The organism is Dyella humi, from assembly GCF_044904605.1.
Taxonomy (GTDB): domain Bacteria; phylum Pseudomonadota; class Gammaproteobacteria; order Xanthomonadales; family Rhodanobacteraceae; genus Dyella_B; species Dyella_B humi.
This window is the reverse complement of record NZ_JADIKI010000023.1, coordinates 1,305,897-1,319,494: the sequence shown is the minus strand read 5'-3', so window position 1 is coordinate 1,319,494 and position 13,598 is coordinate 1,305,897. Positions and strand designations below refer to the sequence as shown.

The window sequence follows — 13,598 nt, the reverse complement described above, 5'->3', positions numbered from 1 at the left end:
TCCGCCGAGATGACGATTCGCTTCGAAGGAGAAGCACGGCAGTGGACGCGCATTCATTTCCGCATAAGAGGAAACCATGAACTCATTGCTTGCACACCTTCGTCGTCGCGCTTCAACGCTATGCAAGCGGCACGCCGCTATAGCCATCGCGCTGACGATCTTTGCGCTCGGAAATATCTGCGTGGGCCGTGCCCAGAACAGCAACTCGCCATCACCCGCGGTGTCGGCCGTCGATGAAGCCAACCCGCTGGTTGGCACCGCGCCGCTGGACCAGCAGATACTGATCGGCAACGCGCCGCCTCCGGGCGAGCCGTTGTATTCGGGCATGACCTCGCCGGGCGCGAGCCTGCCGCAAAGCTCGACCGAGGCGGCACCGGTCAATGTCAACGCCGATCTCAGCTATCCCACCGGCGTCGCCGCGTCATACAACTATGGACGTCCGACAATGATTGGTTTCACCGGCGGCGGCTCGACCTACGGTGCTCGCGCCGCGCCGATGATCATGCCGGTGGTGGGCGACTGGACCATGCCGCCGGACTACGCGCAGTCGTATTACGACAAGGCGAGTGAGAAGGCGTCGCCCGGCTACTACGCGGTCGATCTCGCCGCGTTCCACACCCGCGTCGAACTGACGGCGACGCAGTGGACCAGCCTGATGCGCTTCACCTTTCCGGCGAGCCACCGCTCGAACGTCGTCGTCAACTTGCGCCGCGCCGGTGGCAACGTGGAGGTGATAGGCGACCGCACCATTCGCGGCGTCGCCGAGGGCGCACGCGCGGAGCGCGACTCGGACGGCTCCTGGTTCGTCGCCGAGTTCTCGCGACCGTTCGCCAGTTTCGGCACATTCCGCGCGAACCACGACGACAAGGGCGGAGGATTCGGCGACGAGGACGTGCAGACCGGACGGCGCACGGTGTCCGGCAGCTACGCGGGCGCTTACGTCACCTTCGACACACAGGCTGGCGAACAGGTGCTGGTGAGGGTCGCCCATGGTCACAGTGCTGACGAGGCCGAACAGCGACTGCGCGCCGAGGGTACTAACTGGGATTTCGAGCGCGTGCACGCGCAGGCGCGCGCAGCCTGGGCGAAGCTGTTCGACCGCGTCGAAGTCAACGGCGGCACACCGAAGCAGCGCATGCTGTTTTACTCGACGCTGTACCACTCCTTCGCCAGTCCACGGCTGGTCGCGCGCAAGGGCGCGCGCTTTGCCGACGCGGACGGCCGCGTCCAAGTTGCCGACTACGACCACTACGGACCGGTGCCTTTCTGGGACACCGGGCGCAACCAGATCACACTGTTGATGCTGCTCGAACCGAACGTGGTGCAGGACATCATGCGTTCCGAGCTGGACCGTGCGCGCGAACGCGGCTACATGTACACCTCGTTCCACGGCGACCACGCTGTGTTCCTCTATGACGGCGCGTGGCAGCGTGGTATCCCGTTCGACTACGCGGCCGTCTATACGTATTTGCGAAAAAATGCGACCGACCCAAGCGGTCCGCGCAACTACCTGGCCGAGTACATGAAGAACGGCTGGATCTCCGACATCGTCCCGCCGGAAAATCCCAGTCCGCCTTACGCTGGCGGCAAAGCGGGCGTCGCCACCACGCTCGAATACGCCTGGGACGATCACGCGCTCGCTGATGTCGCACGTCGACTCGGCAAGACAGAAGATGCCGAGATGTTTCTGCGTCGCGCCGCGAACTATCACAACGTGTTCGATCCGTCGGTGGGCTTCTTCCGCGGCCGCACCATGGACGGCAAGTGGATTTCGCCGTTCGATCCAGGCGAGCCCTACTACAACTTCATGATGAAGGAAGCCTCGGGCTGGTCCACGCTTTGGCTGGTGCCGCACGATGTGCAGGGGTTGATCGAACTGCTCGGCGGGCGCGCCGCGTTCAACGCCAAGCTCGACGCATTCTTCTCCACGCCCTATCTGGCCAAGGGCATCTGCCGCGATTGCACCGGCATGATCGGGGAATATGTACAGGGTAACCAGCCGGATCAGCAGGCGGCCTATCTCTACGCATGGAGTGGCCAGCCCTGGAAGACGCAAGCGCTGACGCGCCGCATCCTCGCCGACCTATACGGCAGCGACGCCAGCGGCTATGGCTTCCCTGGCATGGACGACCAAGGCTCGACCTCGTCCTGGTATGTGCTCAGTGCAATGGGCTTCTACCCGGTCGATCCCTCCAGCCCCGACTACATCCTCGGCAGTCCGATCTTCGATCGGGTCCGCCTGCATTTGGGCAACGGCAAGATCTTCGAGATCGTCGCGCGCAACAACTCGGCCCAGAACATGTACATCCAATCCGCAACGCTCAACGGCAAGCCATGGACCAAGCCTTGGTTCAGCCATGCCGACATCGCGAACGGTGCTACGTTGGTGCTCACGATGGGACCCGAGCCAAATAAGGCTTGGGGCGCCGACCCGAGGGATGCGCCGCCTTCGATGTCGGTGGACCGGCAGTGATTAGCAGGGAGCAGTGATGCGCCTCGCTTCGAAGAGCCTGCAAAGCCCTCTCCAGGGATGGAGCTGGCGCGCCAGTCAACGGCGAACGCGAAGATCGTGCGACCGACGACGGCAAGCATTTCAGAATGCGATGCGAACGACATCAATAGCGTAGTACAACAGAAATATCGTTTGCTGTTCGTCGGTTATCTACGTCCATTCCCTGCTACTCAGTAATGCAAAATGACATCGATCAAAGCAACGACCTGGTAGTTGCGTTTGCCTTTGTCATAGGCGGCTTCGTCATACGAATGGTCGTAGCGCAGCTCCGGGCGGATTTCGAGATCTTGGGATACCCAGTGCGTGAGTCCAAGCGTGTGTTCGCTGTAGCGCGTGGCATAACCTGTGCGCTGTCCCTTCTCATCGTTGTAGAACTCATTGCGGAACGACACCATGTTGCTGGTGTCCAGCTCAAAGTTCATATAGTTGACGACACCAAACTCGCCAGCCTTGCCAGGTAGAGGTGAAGACCCCGCCATCCCCGGCATGCCGCCTGGGCCATAGCCGGGAATGCCGCGGGCATACATCTCATAAGCCTCTGTAAGGGTGTGGAAGCGCTGGTTGAAACGGTGGCCCCATGTCATGGCATACATCTGGAGGTTGTCGTAGTTGTAGTCGCTGCCATTCACGCTGTTGATACACGGGTAGAGCATGTCGTCGTTGCTGGCCGATACCCAACGGACGCACGCTTGAAACGTGGGCCTCGCACTGTGATTCCAGACGGCAGTGTCGTCGCTGCCGTTGATTCCGACCTGCACAGTCCACTGCGCATTGATGCGCGTCGTCGTCAGCACGCCCATTTGCGTGTACGGATCAGCCGTATAGAGAATCGAATGGGTCACCAAGTAGTTGTTCGGCGAGAACTGCGCTTCGATGTCCGGCAGCGACAGCCAGCGGCCGAACCTGACCACCATGCCTTCGGCAACCCATGGCACGTAGATATCCACGTAGAACAGCATGGGATCAATGCCATAGATGTGGCCGGGAAGCTGTGCATTAGGCGGTGAATTGTTCAGCAGCTGATTGCTAAATACCCCTTTCATCGTTGTGAAGTGGTAGTCGTAGCCGTACAGCGTGGATATGTTGAACCCCCAATCAAGATGATCGGTCTGCACGGTGTCTACAATTCGCTGAATGTTCAAGACTGCCTGATCGAATTCGACGCGATTGGGGCGTACCTGATACGAAAGCGGAAAGTTGGTGAAATTCGAAGTGCTGATATTTCCTGATACGTTCACCCAGCCAAACATCTCAATGCGATGTTTCTGCATCCATTGCCCCAGCGCCGTGCAGCCAAGTGCTTTTTCGAGCGGATATTGCGAATTTTCGTCGGGTGCGCCAATGGGAAAGCTGACTCCACCAAGCTGCCACTCGGCCGACGGGAAGGCGGGCGAATCCAAAGGAGCATTCATGCCTCTTCGCGCTGGCACGGGGCTGTTTGGATCGGATGGTTGCGCGTCCTCACGATAGGCGGCGCTGAGGCGCTTGAAAATGTTTTGTGCGCAATCGCTGCTGCGCGCAGACACTGGCGTTGCCTGGCCGGTGTCAGCAGCACCGATCCATGCAGGTATGCCGTCTACCGATCCGGTTGACGCACCGGGCGCCATGCCAAAAGCGCTCGTCATCGCCCCAAGGCCCATCATTGCCACGACCAGCATCGCGCAACGCATCGTCGCTCCCGTCTCAGGTACACATCCCCGACGCTCATCGCGATGATGCCACAGAGGTACGACAAATTCGGGACCGCGCCGCCTTACGCGTTCCCAGTCATCCATCCCGCCTATTCGGTTACCTTCCTAATTCAGAGCCCGAAAGGGTAGTTCTTGGCAGAGAACAGAAAGTTCGCTTTCGACCCGTTGCGGACATCGCTATCAGCACGCATCCTTTCAGGCGTCTGCGGCAACTTATCCAAAGTCTGGCCCGTGCTTCCAAAGCTCGCTTGGCGGCTTACGCGTGCGGCCGCACACAAAGATATCGGGGTGATCCCGGCTTTCCTCATTGATTACGCCCAAAGCGTTGGTCGAATGACCAGCGAGACGGCAATCGATGAAGAGCTCATCGACGCGCTCCTGCGAATTTCCTAGCACGATAAATGTGGTGAGTGGCGTATGCGGATAGCCGCGTAGCCATCCGGAGTTAACGGTGGTGATCGGCACGGGCAGGTGGTACTGCGGGCCGAGAAGGGCGATAGCGCCATACTCGCCATAGTTTCCCACGGCAATGCCCAGGTTGGCTTGCTGTTCGGTAGGCAAGGCATCACGAATGGCAGCCACGTGCGCGACGAGTTCGTTCCAGCCGATTTCTTCTCGGAGGTCCCCATTGTTTCGAAGCGCAAAGTCTCGCAGCGGACCGCTTGATGCGATGGGTACGATGTTAAGCACCGCATAGGTGCCGATGGCGAAGACACCGGTAAACATCAGTGTGGTAATCCCAACACGCCATGCGGGACGCAGGGTGCGCAACCATTGTTCACCCACCACAGATCCCATGGCCAGAAGCATGGGGTAAGCGCCGCAGGTGTAGTAGCCGCGCCCCTGCGCAAACAGGAACAGCAGCAGCGGCACCACATACATCCAGGCAAGCATGCGATAGCGGCGGTCGTTGAAGTAGGCGAACAAACCCGCCAGCCAGACAGGTGCGGCGAACAGGTTGGCATTCAATAGGAACTGATCGCGCAGAAAGCCATCTGCGCGTCCCTGATGTACGTCGCGTGCGTGGATCGCTTGCAGAAAATGGTACGAAACGAAGTCGTGCCTGACGAGCCAAACGAGATTGGGGGCAAACAGTAGTAGCGCGATGGCACCGCCAGCCCAGAACCAGCTATTCGCAACATATCGCCGTGCGTCGGTGAGCAGCACCCCCACCAGCACGCCAGCGAGTTCGAACGCGATCGAATACTTGGTCTGCAGACCAAGCCCGGCGAGTAGGCCAATCGCCACCCACCAGCGTGGCTCATCGTCACGCATCAGACGAATCACACACCAGGCGATAAGCACCCACCACAATAGATCAAATGAGGAATACTGGAATTCCGTCGCTTCGAATATCGGCAATGGCGACAGCGCTACCGCGATGGCCGTAAAGCTCTGCGCCAGCCGTCCGCCCCCCAGATCGCGAGCCATAAGGCCGCCGGCGAGAATCACCAAGACCTGTGCGAGCACCGAAAAGAGTCGCAGGCCCACGAGTGACAGGCCGAACATCTTGAGGCCCAGGTGCTCCAGTGCAGCGGTCAGGGGTGGGTAAGGCACAAAGCCCCAATCCAGATGCTGCGCATCACTCAGGAATTGCCATTCGTCCCGGTGAAAACCGTACTGCCCGTTGGTCAACATGTGGGCTGCGCCGAAGAGCACGGCAATGACGAGCACCGGCATGACACTCCCCCGGTAGCCTCGCATAGCGCTCTGAGCTGGTACACCGATTGCAGTCATGGATGCGTCCTTGAAACAGGTCGACTGTTCGCCCGATGCCTATCCGGCTCCCCGGGCGATGATTCTTGTACTTCCCTAAGATAGCCAATGTCCGCTTCCGACCCAAAGCAATGCGGACCTTTTGATTTCAGGCACCCGAAAACGCGTTTGGATTCATCAAGCAGAGCGTCCAAGCACGCACGTGAACTTCAGGCGCCAATGCTCATCCATCACCGGAGATCGTCTGATCTTGTTGATGCCGGTCGTCGTCGCAAGCAAGGTTGCACGGCGACGACGCCGGGTTTGATATCGAGGCTTGCAACTAGCGCTGATTTAGCGGTTTTCAGACGCCTCGCAATGGTCGTTAGGGCAAGCAAAGTCGATTTCGGCGTTCTGACCAACGAGCAGCGTAACATTGTGCTGTGTATCGACCGTATTTCCGTCTTTTTCCAACGTCACGATGTAATCGCCTGTTGGCAACGGGCCGATCTTGTAGCGGCCCTGTTTATTCACGGTTCCATGGCGATGCAAACCTGTCGCATTACTTGCCGTCACAAGTTCCCCAGCCGGCGCGTGACCGAAGACGCTGGACGTTGTCGACTGCGCACGTGCGGTCGGCGGAGACAGCGAGCTGATGATACCCAGTGCAATTACAACGGTCGCGTTACTCATGGAAAGCGACCACCTGCCTTGATGGTTGCTGTCTTTGAAATGCTCGATCTTGTGCATGGAATCTCCTGTTTTACGAATGACACTTCGGACGCGTTGCGCTAACCACGTGCAGCCTTGATTGGCCGCCATTGGTGCACGCCATGCTTGCTGATAAATCAACGCCGGTTTTTGCTTCCTTGCATCGGCTGTTCGAATTACCGTTCTCCCTGTGCGCTGGGTACGTGTTCCCAGTCGTAATGGACCCACTCACCATAGGGCCATTTGAAAGGCCGTATCATTTACTATGGATAACGCCATCGTCAAATGCAGGGGTTTTGTCTTGATATTGGATAGACCATTCGATAGGTGGGCTAAATCACAGAATGCGATGGAGGAGGGAGTGGAATCGAACCACTGACATGCGGCTTTTCAAGCCAAATCTCGCATTCGGTCTCGCTTTTAAATTCAATTAATTGCGGCGCCTGCCATCGATGGATGTTGTACTTCAGAAGTACTTTGCGTCACCTTGTGAAAGGTCGGTTTTCGAAGCTAAGCAGGCATCTGAATGATGGTGATCTTCTACCGTCGACCGAGTTTGGAAACTCTGGGCCGGATTCACTTGTTAGGCGGCTGAATCGCATTGCCGCGCTGGTCATGGCAGTACACGTGTAACGTGTACTGCCATGACCAGAAACAATCTCGCTTTCTTCCACGCCGACATCGCCGGGCGCCAATATGAGCAACCTAGTCCATTCGGAGCGAGCGCCGACAGGGTGCAGTGAGAAGTACGGGCTAGGCATGGGAAACACACATGCCGCCCATCGATCGCTTCGCCTGTCTTAACGATCCCCTATAGAGTCGGCGTTGCCAGGAACGTGTGAACGTGATTGGCTGTGTCGGCCGCATTCACGTCTGTATCGTAGTAGTTCCCCATCAGCACACCTTTGTTGTTGATGGAGGCCAACGCCGTGGCGTACTCGCCCGGAATCGCGAAAGTGGTATAGACCCCATTCTTCAATATGAATCCCTGCAAGCCCTCACCACCCGTTTGGAGACATTGGTTGGTCGGGCAGTAGCTCCCGACGATCTCGTCGGCATCGTTGATCCCTGTGCTCGCGGTGTAGACCGCACCTGGGAAGTTGATCGACGTATAGGTTTCCCCGCGCCGCAAAAAACCATGGACGTTACCGTTTGCGTCGGCGTAGGAGCCGACAATGTGCCCTTCGCTATTGACTGAAAGATACAGCTGAATCTGGCCCCCGCCGGGATAGTCGAACGAGGTGTACGTATCTCCGATCAGCGTATATCCGTGCGAGTTTCCGGCGCTATCGGTCCATCCGCCGACAATCTCGCCCGTGTTGTTGATGGCTGGGGAGAAGGTGCTGACGGCATTGGCAAACGGCACATTTAGGGGTTTGAATGTATCGCCGTCCAGCTCATAGCTGTGAAAGACGTAAGAGCCTCCGATATCACCCATATAATAATCGCCGACAATCTGGCCGAAATCATTGATGCTATAGGGTTGTTGTACCAGCGAGCCCTGAGGGTCATTCAATAGATCGTAGGTCTCGCGGACGGACTTGGTTCCAAACACTCGAGCAAGAAAGCCCGTCTGGGATGCGCCGTCGGATGAAAACCACGCCCCGACGACTTTAATCTCTGGCCTAGCTGTTACGCTCTGGCCGTACAAGTCGCCATCAAGGGCATCGGGGTTGATACCAACACCCTGTGTGTCGAGAGTGCCGGGATAGCTGAGCAGAGTGTATGTATAGGTCGGTGAATCCGACATCCGTGTGCTCACCTGCGCTTTAGGCAGCGTCTTTCGCACACCTGGAAACCTCACCGCAGGCATAAATCCCTGCGCAAAGCTACTTGAGACGATCAGGGCTGCTCCCAACAGACCCAAGGCTATTCCAGAATTTTTCAAGACGTGATTCTTCACAAGACCTCCTTGATTTTGCCGGACCGGCAGCAGGTATAAATGGCGTTCGCACGTGAATCGAATGACTGTGGCAGGAACTTGTGCGAAGCCTAATGGCGCGCGCGATGACCAGAAGCTCCCGTTCGACGAGACCTGGTAATTTTGCGATGAACCGTGCATTCAGTACGCCCAAAGGGTGCAAGAACAGAGAGGCAGCCCATAGAATGGTGATATGCCTACTCCAGATATGCCGAGGCGTTTCGCATCTTTCTGGCCACTGCAGATCGGTGGCTGGGTGCTATATGCATTGACGACTGCAATCACGTTGGCCCCTTATAGTCACACGGGCGCTGAAGTGTTTGCGGTAATGGCGGAGCTTGGTAGTTCCTTTCTCGCCAGCTTTCTCTTGTATTTTCTTTGCCGGCATCTTTGGCGCAAGGGCGTGCCGCTATTTCGCGCCCTCTCCTGTTGCGTGATTGTCTCCTACGTGCTCGGCGTAGCGTGCACGATCGTTACGCGCCTCATGCAGATGCTCTGGACCAACCAGGTGTTGCCGTTCGACTGGAGTATCGCGTTGACTGAGGCCATCAGCGTCAGTTTGACCCTTGATGGATGGAGTGCGCTCTATTTCGGCGTAAAACACTATCAAACCGTCGAGCAACAAAGAGCAAAGCTGCTTTTGACGGAGGCGACAGCGCGAGATGCGCAGTTGTTGGCTCTGCACTATCAGCTTCAGCCACACTTCTTTTTCAATACACTCAACGCCATTTCCTCGTTAGTGGTCAGTAATCAGCCCCTATTGGCTACGGAAGTGATCGCAAGGCTGGCCGCACTTCTGCGAAATACGCTGAGCTTTCCTGACACGCACACGGTGACACTGCGAGATGAGCTCGCTGTGGTCGACGAATATCTGACTATTGAGCGAATACGCTTCGGTTCGCGACTTAAGGTATCTTTCGATGTAAGCGACGAGGCAAATGACGCGCAGGTGCCGCGCTTTTTGCTGCAGCCGCTCATCGAAAATGCCATCCGGCACGCGATCGCCCTGCGTCCCGCGGGCGGTGAAATCGCCATCAGCGCACGCTTGGCCGAGCAGAGATTGCAGATCGACGTTGCGAACGATACGAGTGAGCTCGAAGCGACGGGCTCCTATCAAAGCCATGGGGTGGGATTGGCGAACACGAGGGCTCGATTGGGACAGCTCTACGGTGCCCACGACGCTACCCTGGTACTGTCGGGGGAGACTGGACGATTTATGGTTTCACTTCGACTCCCGCTGATCACGGAGCCGATTGTGAGCTTGTCGATGGTTGGACGATGACGATCCGAGTCCTCATTGTCGATGACGAGCCGCTCGCGCGACTTGGCGTGATCATGCGCCTACGCGCGTACTCGGACATGATCGTCGTCGGCGAATGTGCCACGGGAGAGGAGGCGCAGCATTTGATTTCTCGTCTGACGCCAGACCTCGTTTTTCTCGATATCGAGATGCCGGGTATCAACGGCATTGAGCTGGTACGACTGCTACCTAAAGGCTACACGTCGCACTTCGTATTCCTGACGGCGCACGACGAGTATGCGTTAAATGCATTCGATATCGAGGCACTCGACTATTTGCTCAAGCCGATTGATAACGAACGGTTTGCCGCATGCATTGATCGCGTTAGGCGAACCGTTGTGCTACATCGGCAAGAGAGCCACTACGGCCTTCTGTATGAACGGTTAATTGCCAAACACGTTGGCACAGGTGACCAGCCGGTTCGTCGCTTTACAGTGCGCTGCGGCAACGATATTACTTTCGTCAAGGTAGACGACGTCGATTGGATAGAGGGCTTGTCGGATTACGCCGGTTTGCACGTACAGCGTAAGACCCACCTCATTCGCGAAACGCTCAGCTCTCTGGAATCGCATCTAGATAGCTCACAGTTCCTGCGCATCCATCGCTCCTCGATCGTCCAGGTAGATCGCATCGTTCGCGTGCAGGCGCTCGCCAATCGCGATGCACTCGTTACATTGCGAGATGGCCAGACGTTGCGAGCGAGCCGCAACTACAGCGCGGGCCTTCACGATCTGCTGCGAAATCGACGTTCCTCGCTTTGAGTAGTGATCGGCATTGGAGTCCGGTGGCTACCGTAGCGGCACTTTGTGCCTTACCCCCTCAAGACGAGATCTCCGCGAGCGCCATCACGGCGACGAAGACACCAAGAGGCACAAGGTGGGAAAATTCGCGGTGGCGTAAAACGGTCAAAACCGCAGCCACAATGATTGCCGCCCCAAGCGCTAGGCCAACAATGCGACTGGCAGGAAACGCAATCAGAACAGCGCTCATCATTTCCAGTCCACCGGTGAAACGGCTCCACCAACGTGGGTAACCCCACCGAGCGAAATCGCTTTGCGTCGCGGGTGTGCCGATCGCGTTAAAGAGGCCTGCGCCGAAGAAACCGGCAACAAGAAGCCAGATCGAAAAGGCATGAACCATCTCAGCGCACTCCCATGATCAAGGGAATGGCCGTCAAGACCATAACCACAGCCGTAACGGCGTGCATGCCGAAGGCGCTTCGGGTGGAGCCTTTCGCTGCAAGAACGAGCAGCATGTCGCCGACAGGGATGAAGGCTTCCGCCAGCAGCACGATGCCGACCCCGCGGGGGGTGCCCCAGGCCATCAACGCCAGTACGGTCAATCCCGACGCAATGTCGCGCACCCCCTTGAGGCGAAGCCACCAAGCGATGTTGGTGCCGTTTTCAGGAAGCGGCAGGCCGAAACTGCGCGTCGCGGCGGTGGGGCTCAAAATATATTGGGTGCCGATCGCGATGATCGCGAGAGCCAGGAGCAGTGCCAGTCCTATCAGAAGCCAATGCATCGCCATGTCCTACGGTCGTTAAGTAGCAACGTAATATAATCTAGCATTGATATATTATCAAGCTTCCGTATCATCACAAGACATGTCGGCCGTCTTGGTCTGGGAGATCGAAGGTTGAGTATCGCCGAGCGAAAAGGCAGGCACCGGGCGGAGCGCGAGTCCCGCATTATCGCGACCGCGCGCGCGATCGCTGAGCGCGAAGGATGGGATGCCGTAACCATCCGCCGCCTGGCCGAAGAGATCGAATATAGCCAGCCAGTCCTCTATTCACATTTCGAGAACAGGGATGCGATTGTTGCCGCGGTTGCAGTGGAGGGTTTCCAGGAGATCACAATAGCTCTCCAGGAAGCAGCGCACGGATCGACCGGACAACGAAACGCCCTAGAGAATGCCGCGATGGCTTATCTCGGCTTCGCATCACGTCAGCCTGCACTCTACGAGGCCATGTTTGTCCTTCCGACGGATCTGCGGTTCGCTGAAGCTGAAACCAGACCGGAACTGCGGGCTGCTTTCGAAGCTCTTGCATCGGTCGTAACGCCGTTCTGCGTCGATGTAGATGTCGCGACCGAGACTTTTTGGGCAGCCCTTCATGGGCTCGCCGAACTCGAGCGCTCAGGGCGAATTAGGCCCAGCGCGCGCGTTGAACGTATCGAATTTGTTGTTCGGGCACTCCTTAGTTTCCAAAAATAGCTCGCCCGACCGCAGCTCATGAGCCAAGAACGACAGCGTGCATGGGCGGCCTTGTTCCGCCTCGCTATCGCGCGCCAACGTCAGGCGTCCAAAGACGAGCCCGGTTTTCCTGGATACCCAAGCGACAAGAGCCAATTTTTTTCTGGGCAGCTTGTCGAATTCCAGTGTCGCCGTTCGTCGCTATAGTCAAAGTGGGCAACTGACCCGGCTGATGACCATATTAGGGGACGACAATGCCGCAATATCTGATCTCTACCTACATCCCCGACAACTTCGACCCGTCCCTCGTAACCGAAGAGACCATCGAAGCCATTCACGCACTCAACAGGGAAATGATGGCTGCTGGTGTCAGGAAGTTTGCGTGTGGCCTGAGCCCGAAGGCAGTGACAATTCGGTCGCAGCCCAACGGTGAGGTGGTCGTCACCGACGGGCCATATATCGAGGCGAAAGAGTACGTGGGCGGTCTTTCGATACTGGAAACCGAGAATCTGGACGAATTGTTGGCGTGGGTGCGCAAAGGTGCCAAGGCGCTCCCGGGTGTGGTTGAGGTGCGAGAGATTTTCTTTATGCCCGCCCCCGCGGAGAACTGAGCAGTACGGCAGCGGCGAACGGGTGCTGCGCAGAAGGGCGGGCGCATAACACGTTTCTGCGTGAAATGACCGGTTGTGAGGAGAGGACTATGCGCAAAAATAAGATTGGCGCAACGACAATCACGAGCTTCGCACTACTTGTTGGGCTCGGCACGATGCACCAGGTGATGGCGCAAGATGCCGCGTCAAACTATCCGAAGATGGCCCCGATCGACCAATACCTCATGGCGGATCGGAAAGCTGAAATCGCCTTAGCTCGAAGTGCAGCTCCCGATTCCATTTCCCGTGATGCGACGATCCTGGTTCTGGGACGCAAGGGCTACGAGACAGCGGTCGAAGGCAAGAACGGGTTTATCTGCGTGGTGGGTAGAAGTTGGTCGGGACCGTTTGACTGGCCCGAATTCTGGAACCCGAAAGTGAGGGCTGCAGATTGTCTGAACCCCCAAGCTGCACGTTCGATAGTGCCCATCTTTTATCTACGCGCCAAGATGGTGATGGCTGGTCGTTCCAAGGCGGAGATGCTGTCGGCACTCAAAGCCGCGTACGAAAATAAACAATTGCCGGACCTCGAAAGCGGCGCGATGGATTACATGATGTCGAAATCGTCGTATCTGACCGACGAAGGGGGCCACAACATGCCTCATCTCATGTTCGATACCCTGGTCAAAGACGGTAAAGATTGGGGTTCTGGCGCCGAGGGCTCACCGGTTATGTCCAGCCCCTATTGGTTCGTCTCTCCGGAAGAACAACCTCAAATAAAAGGGCTGCCGCCGATTCTTGTGTTTTTAGTCCCGGCCCCCAACTGGTCCGACGGAACGCCTGCGGACATGCATCATCACTGATACAAACGCGGTCTAGCGGTGAGAGGATCCTTGCGCGTTAGCAACCTTCTGCAGCCCTCGCGCCGCTATGGCCGCGCAATGCCGTCCCTGCGCCTCGCAAAAGCCTATCCTTCTGCGTGAGGTT

Annotated in this window: 12 protein-coding genes; 6 read left to right on the top strand and 6 right to left on the bottom strand. The window is 57.5% G+C overall.

Annotated elements, in window-relative coordinates; translation table 11 throughout:
- Positions 1 to 76: 76 nt before the first annotated feature.
- Positions 77 to 2,473, top strand: coding sequence for a GH92 family glycosyl hydrolase (locus ISP18_RS17200; RefSeq protein WP_380014839.1), 2,397 nt, complete (start codon positions 77 to 79; stop codon positions 2,471 to 2,473).
- 209 nt (positions 2,474 to 2,682) lie between these two features.
- Here the strand turns inward: ISP18_RS17200 and ISP18_RS17195 are convergent, their stop codons facing one another.
- The 4 genes from ISP18_RS17195 to ISP18_RS17180 form a co-directional block, all read right to left on the bottom strand.
- The gene (locus tag ISP18_RS17195) at positions 2,683 to 4,182 is read right to left on the bottom strand and encodes an outer membrane beta-barrel protein (protein ID WP_380014836.1); all 1,500 of its coding nucleotides are present in this window, start codon (positions 4,180 to 4,182) and stop codon (positions 2,683 to 2,685) included.
- A 234-nt stretch (positions 4,183 to 4,416) separates the two neighbouring features.
- A complete protein-coding gene (locus ISP18_RS17190) occupies positions 4,417 to 5,883 on the bottom strand; it encodes a glycosyltransferase family 39 protein (RefSeq protein ID WP_380014833.1) in 1,467 nt (488 codons plus the stop codon).
- A 369-nt stretch (positions 5,884 to 6,252) separates the two neighbouring features.
- Positions 6,253 to 6,648 (bottom strand): carboxypeptidase-like regulatory domain-containing protein, encoded by a 396-nt coding sequence (locus ISP18_RS17185; protein WP_380014830.1) that lies wholly within the window; start codon positions 6,646 to 6,648, stop codon positions 6,253 to 6,255.
- 772 nt (positions 6,649 to 7,420) lie between these two features.
- Complete coding sequence (locus ISP18_RS17180; protein ID WP_380014827.1) at positions 7,421 to 8,512, bottom strand: hypothetical protein; 1,092 nt, start codon at positions 8,510 to 8,512, stop codon at positions 7,421 to 7,423.
- A gap of 211 nt (positions 8,513 to 8,723) precedes the next feature.
- Here ISP18_RS17180 and ISP18_RS17175 point away from each other — a divergent pair, with 211 nt between their 5' ends.
- Entirely contained in the window at positions 8,724 to 9,812 is a 1,089-nt protein-coding gene (locus ISP18_RS17175) for a sensor histidine kinase (RefSeq protein WP_380014824.1), read from the top strand.
- Positions 9,809 to 10,591, top strand: a complete 783-nt coding sequence (locus ISP18_RS17170; protein WP_380014821.1) for a LytR/AlgR family response regulator transcription factor — start codon at positions 9,809 to 9,811, stop codon at positions 10,589 to 10,591. Before ISP18_RS17175 ends, ISP18_RS17170 begins: the two co-directional genes overlap by 4 nt.
- A 58-nt stretch (positions 10,592 to 10,649) precedes the next feature.
- On the opposite strand, the gene ISP18_RS17165 is transcribed toward ISP18_RS17170, so the two are convergent.
- On the bottom strand, positions 10,650 to 10,970 hold the full coding sequence (locus ISP18_RS17165; RefSeq protein ID WP_380014818.1) for a DoxX family protein: 321 nt from the start codon (positions 10,968 to 10,970) through the stop codon (positions 10,650 to 10,652).
- 1 nt (position 10,971) lies between these two features.
- Positions 10,972 to 11,358, bottom strand: a complete 387-nt coding sequence (locus tag ISP18_RS17160) for a DUF4267 domain-containing protein (protein WP_380014815.1) — start codon at positions 11,356 to 11,358, stop codon at positions 10,972 to 10,974.
- A gap of 108 nt (positions 11,359 to 11,466) precedes the next feature.
- On the opposite strand from ISP18_RS17160, the gene ISP18_RS17155 reads away from it, so the two are divergent.
- The 3 genes from ISP18_RS17155 (at position 11,467) to ISP18_RS17145 (ending at position 13,474) form a co-directional block, all read left to right on the top strand.
- On the top strand, positions 11,467 to 12,042 hold the full coding sequence (locus ISP18_RS17155; RefSeq protein ID WP_380014812.1) for a TetR/AcrR family transcriptional regulator: 576 nt from the start codon (positions 11,467 to 11,469) through the stop codon (positions 12,040 to 12,042).
- A 233-nt stretch (positions 12,043 to 12,275) separates the two neighbouring features.
- Positions 12,276 to 12,632 (top strand): YciI family protein, encoded by a 357-nt coding sequence (locus ISP18_RS17150; protein WP_380014809.1) that lies wholly within the window; start codon positions 12,276 to 12,278, stop codon positions 12,630 to 12,632.
- An 89-nt stretch (positions 12,633 to 12,721) separates the two neighbouring features.
- On the top strand, positions 12,722 to 13,474 hold the full coding sequence (locus tag ISP18_RS17145; protein ID WP_380014806.1) for a hypothetical protein: 753 nt from the start codon (positions 12,722 to 12,724) through the stop codon (positions 13,472 to 13,474).
- Positions 13,475 to 13,598: the final 124 nt, after the last annotated feature.

Bases quoted from the DNA above. Each gene is read 5' to 3' on its own strand.
- ISP18_RS17200 (WP_380014839.1), top strand. From the start codon at position 77: ATGAACTCATTGCTTGCACACCTTCGTCGTCGCGCTTCAACGCTATGC.
- ISP18_RS17195 (WP_380014836.1), bottom strand. From the start codon at position 4,182: ATGCGTTGCGCGATGCTGGTCGTGGCAATGATGGGCCTTGGGGCGATG.
- ISP18_RS17190 (WP_380014833.1), bottom strand. From the start codon at position 5,883: ATGCCGGTGCTCGTCATTGCCGTGCTCTTCGGCGCAGCCCACATGTTG.
- ISP18_RS17185 (WP_380014830.1), bottom strand. From the start codon at position 6,648: ATGCACAAGATCGAGCATTTCAAAGACAGCAACCATCAAGGCAGGTGG.
- ISP18_RS17175 (WP_380014824.1), top strand. From the start codon at position 8,724: ATGCCTACTCCAGATATGCCGAGGCGTTTCGCATCTTTCTGGCCACTG.
- ISP18_RS17170 (WP_380014821.1), top strand. From the start codon at position 9,809: ATGACGATCCGAGTCCTCATTGTCGATGACGAGCCGCTCGCGCGACTT.
- ISP18_RS17165 (WP_380014818.1), bottom strand. From the start codon at position 10,970: ATGGTTCATGCCTTTTCGATCTGGCTTCTTGTTGCCGGTTTCTTCGGC.
- ISP18_RS17160 (WP_380014815.1), bottom strand. From the start codon at position 11,358: ATGGCGATGCATTGGCTTCTGATAGGACTGGCACTGCTCCTGGCTCTC.
- ISP18_RS17150 (WP_380014809.1), top strand. From the start codon at position 12,276: ATGCCGCAATATCTGATCTCTACCTACATCCCCGACAACTTCGACCCG.
- ISP18_RS17145 (WP_380014806.1), top strand. From the start codon at position 12,722: ATGCGCAAAAATAAGATTGGCGCAACGACAATCACGAGCTTCGCACTA.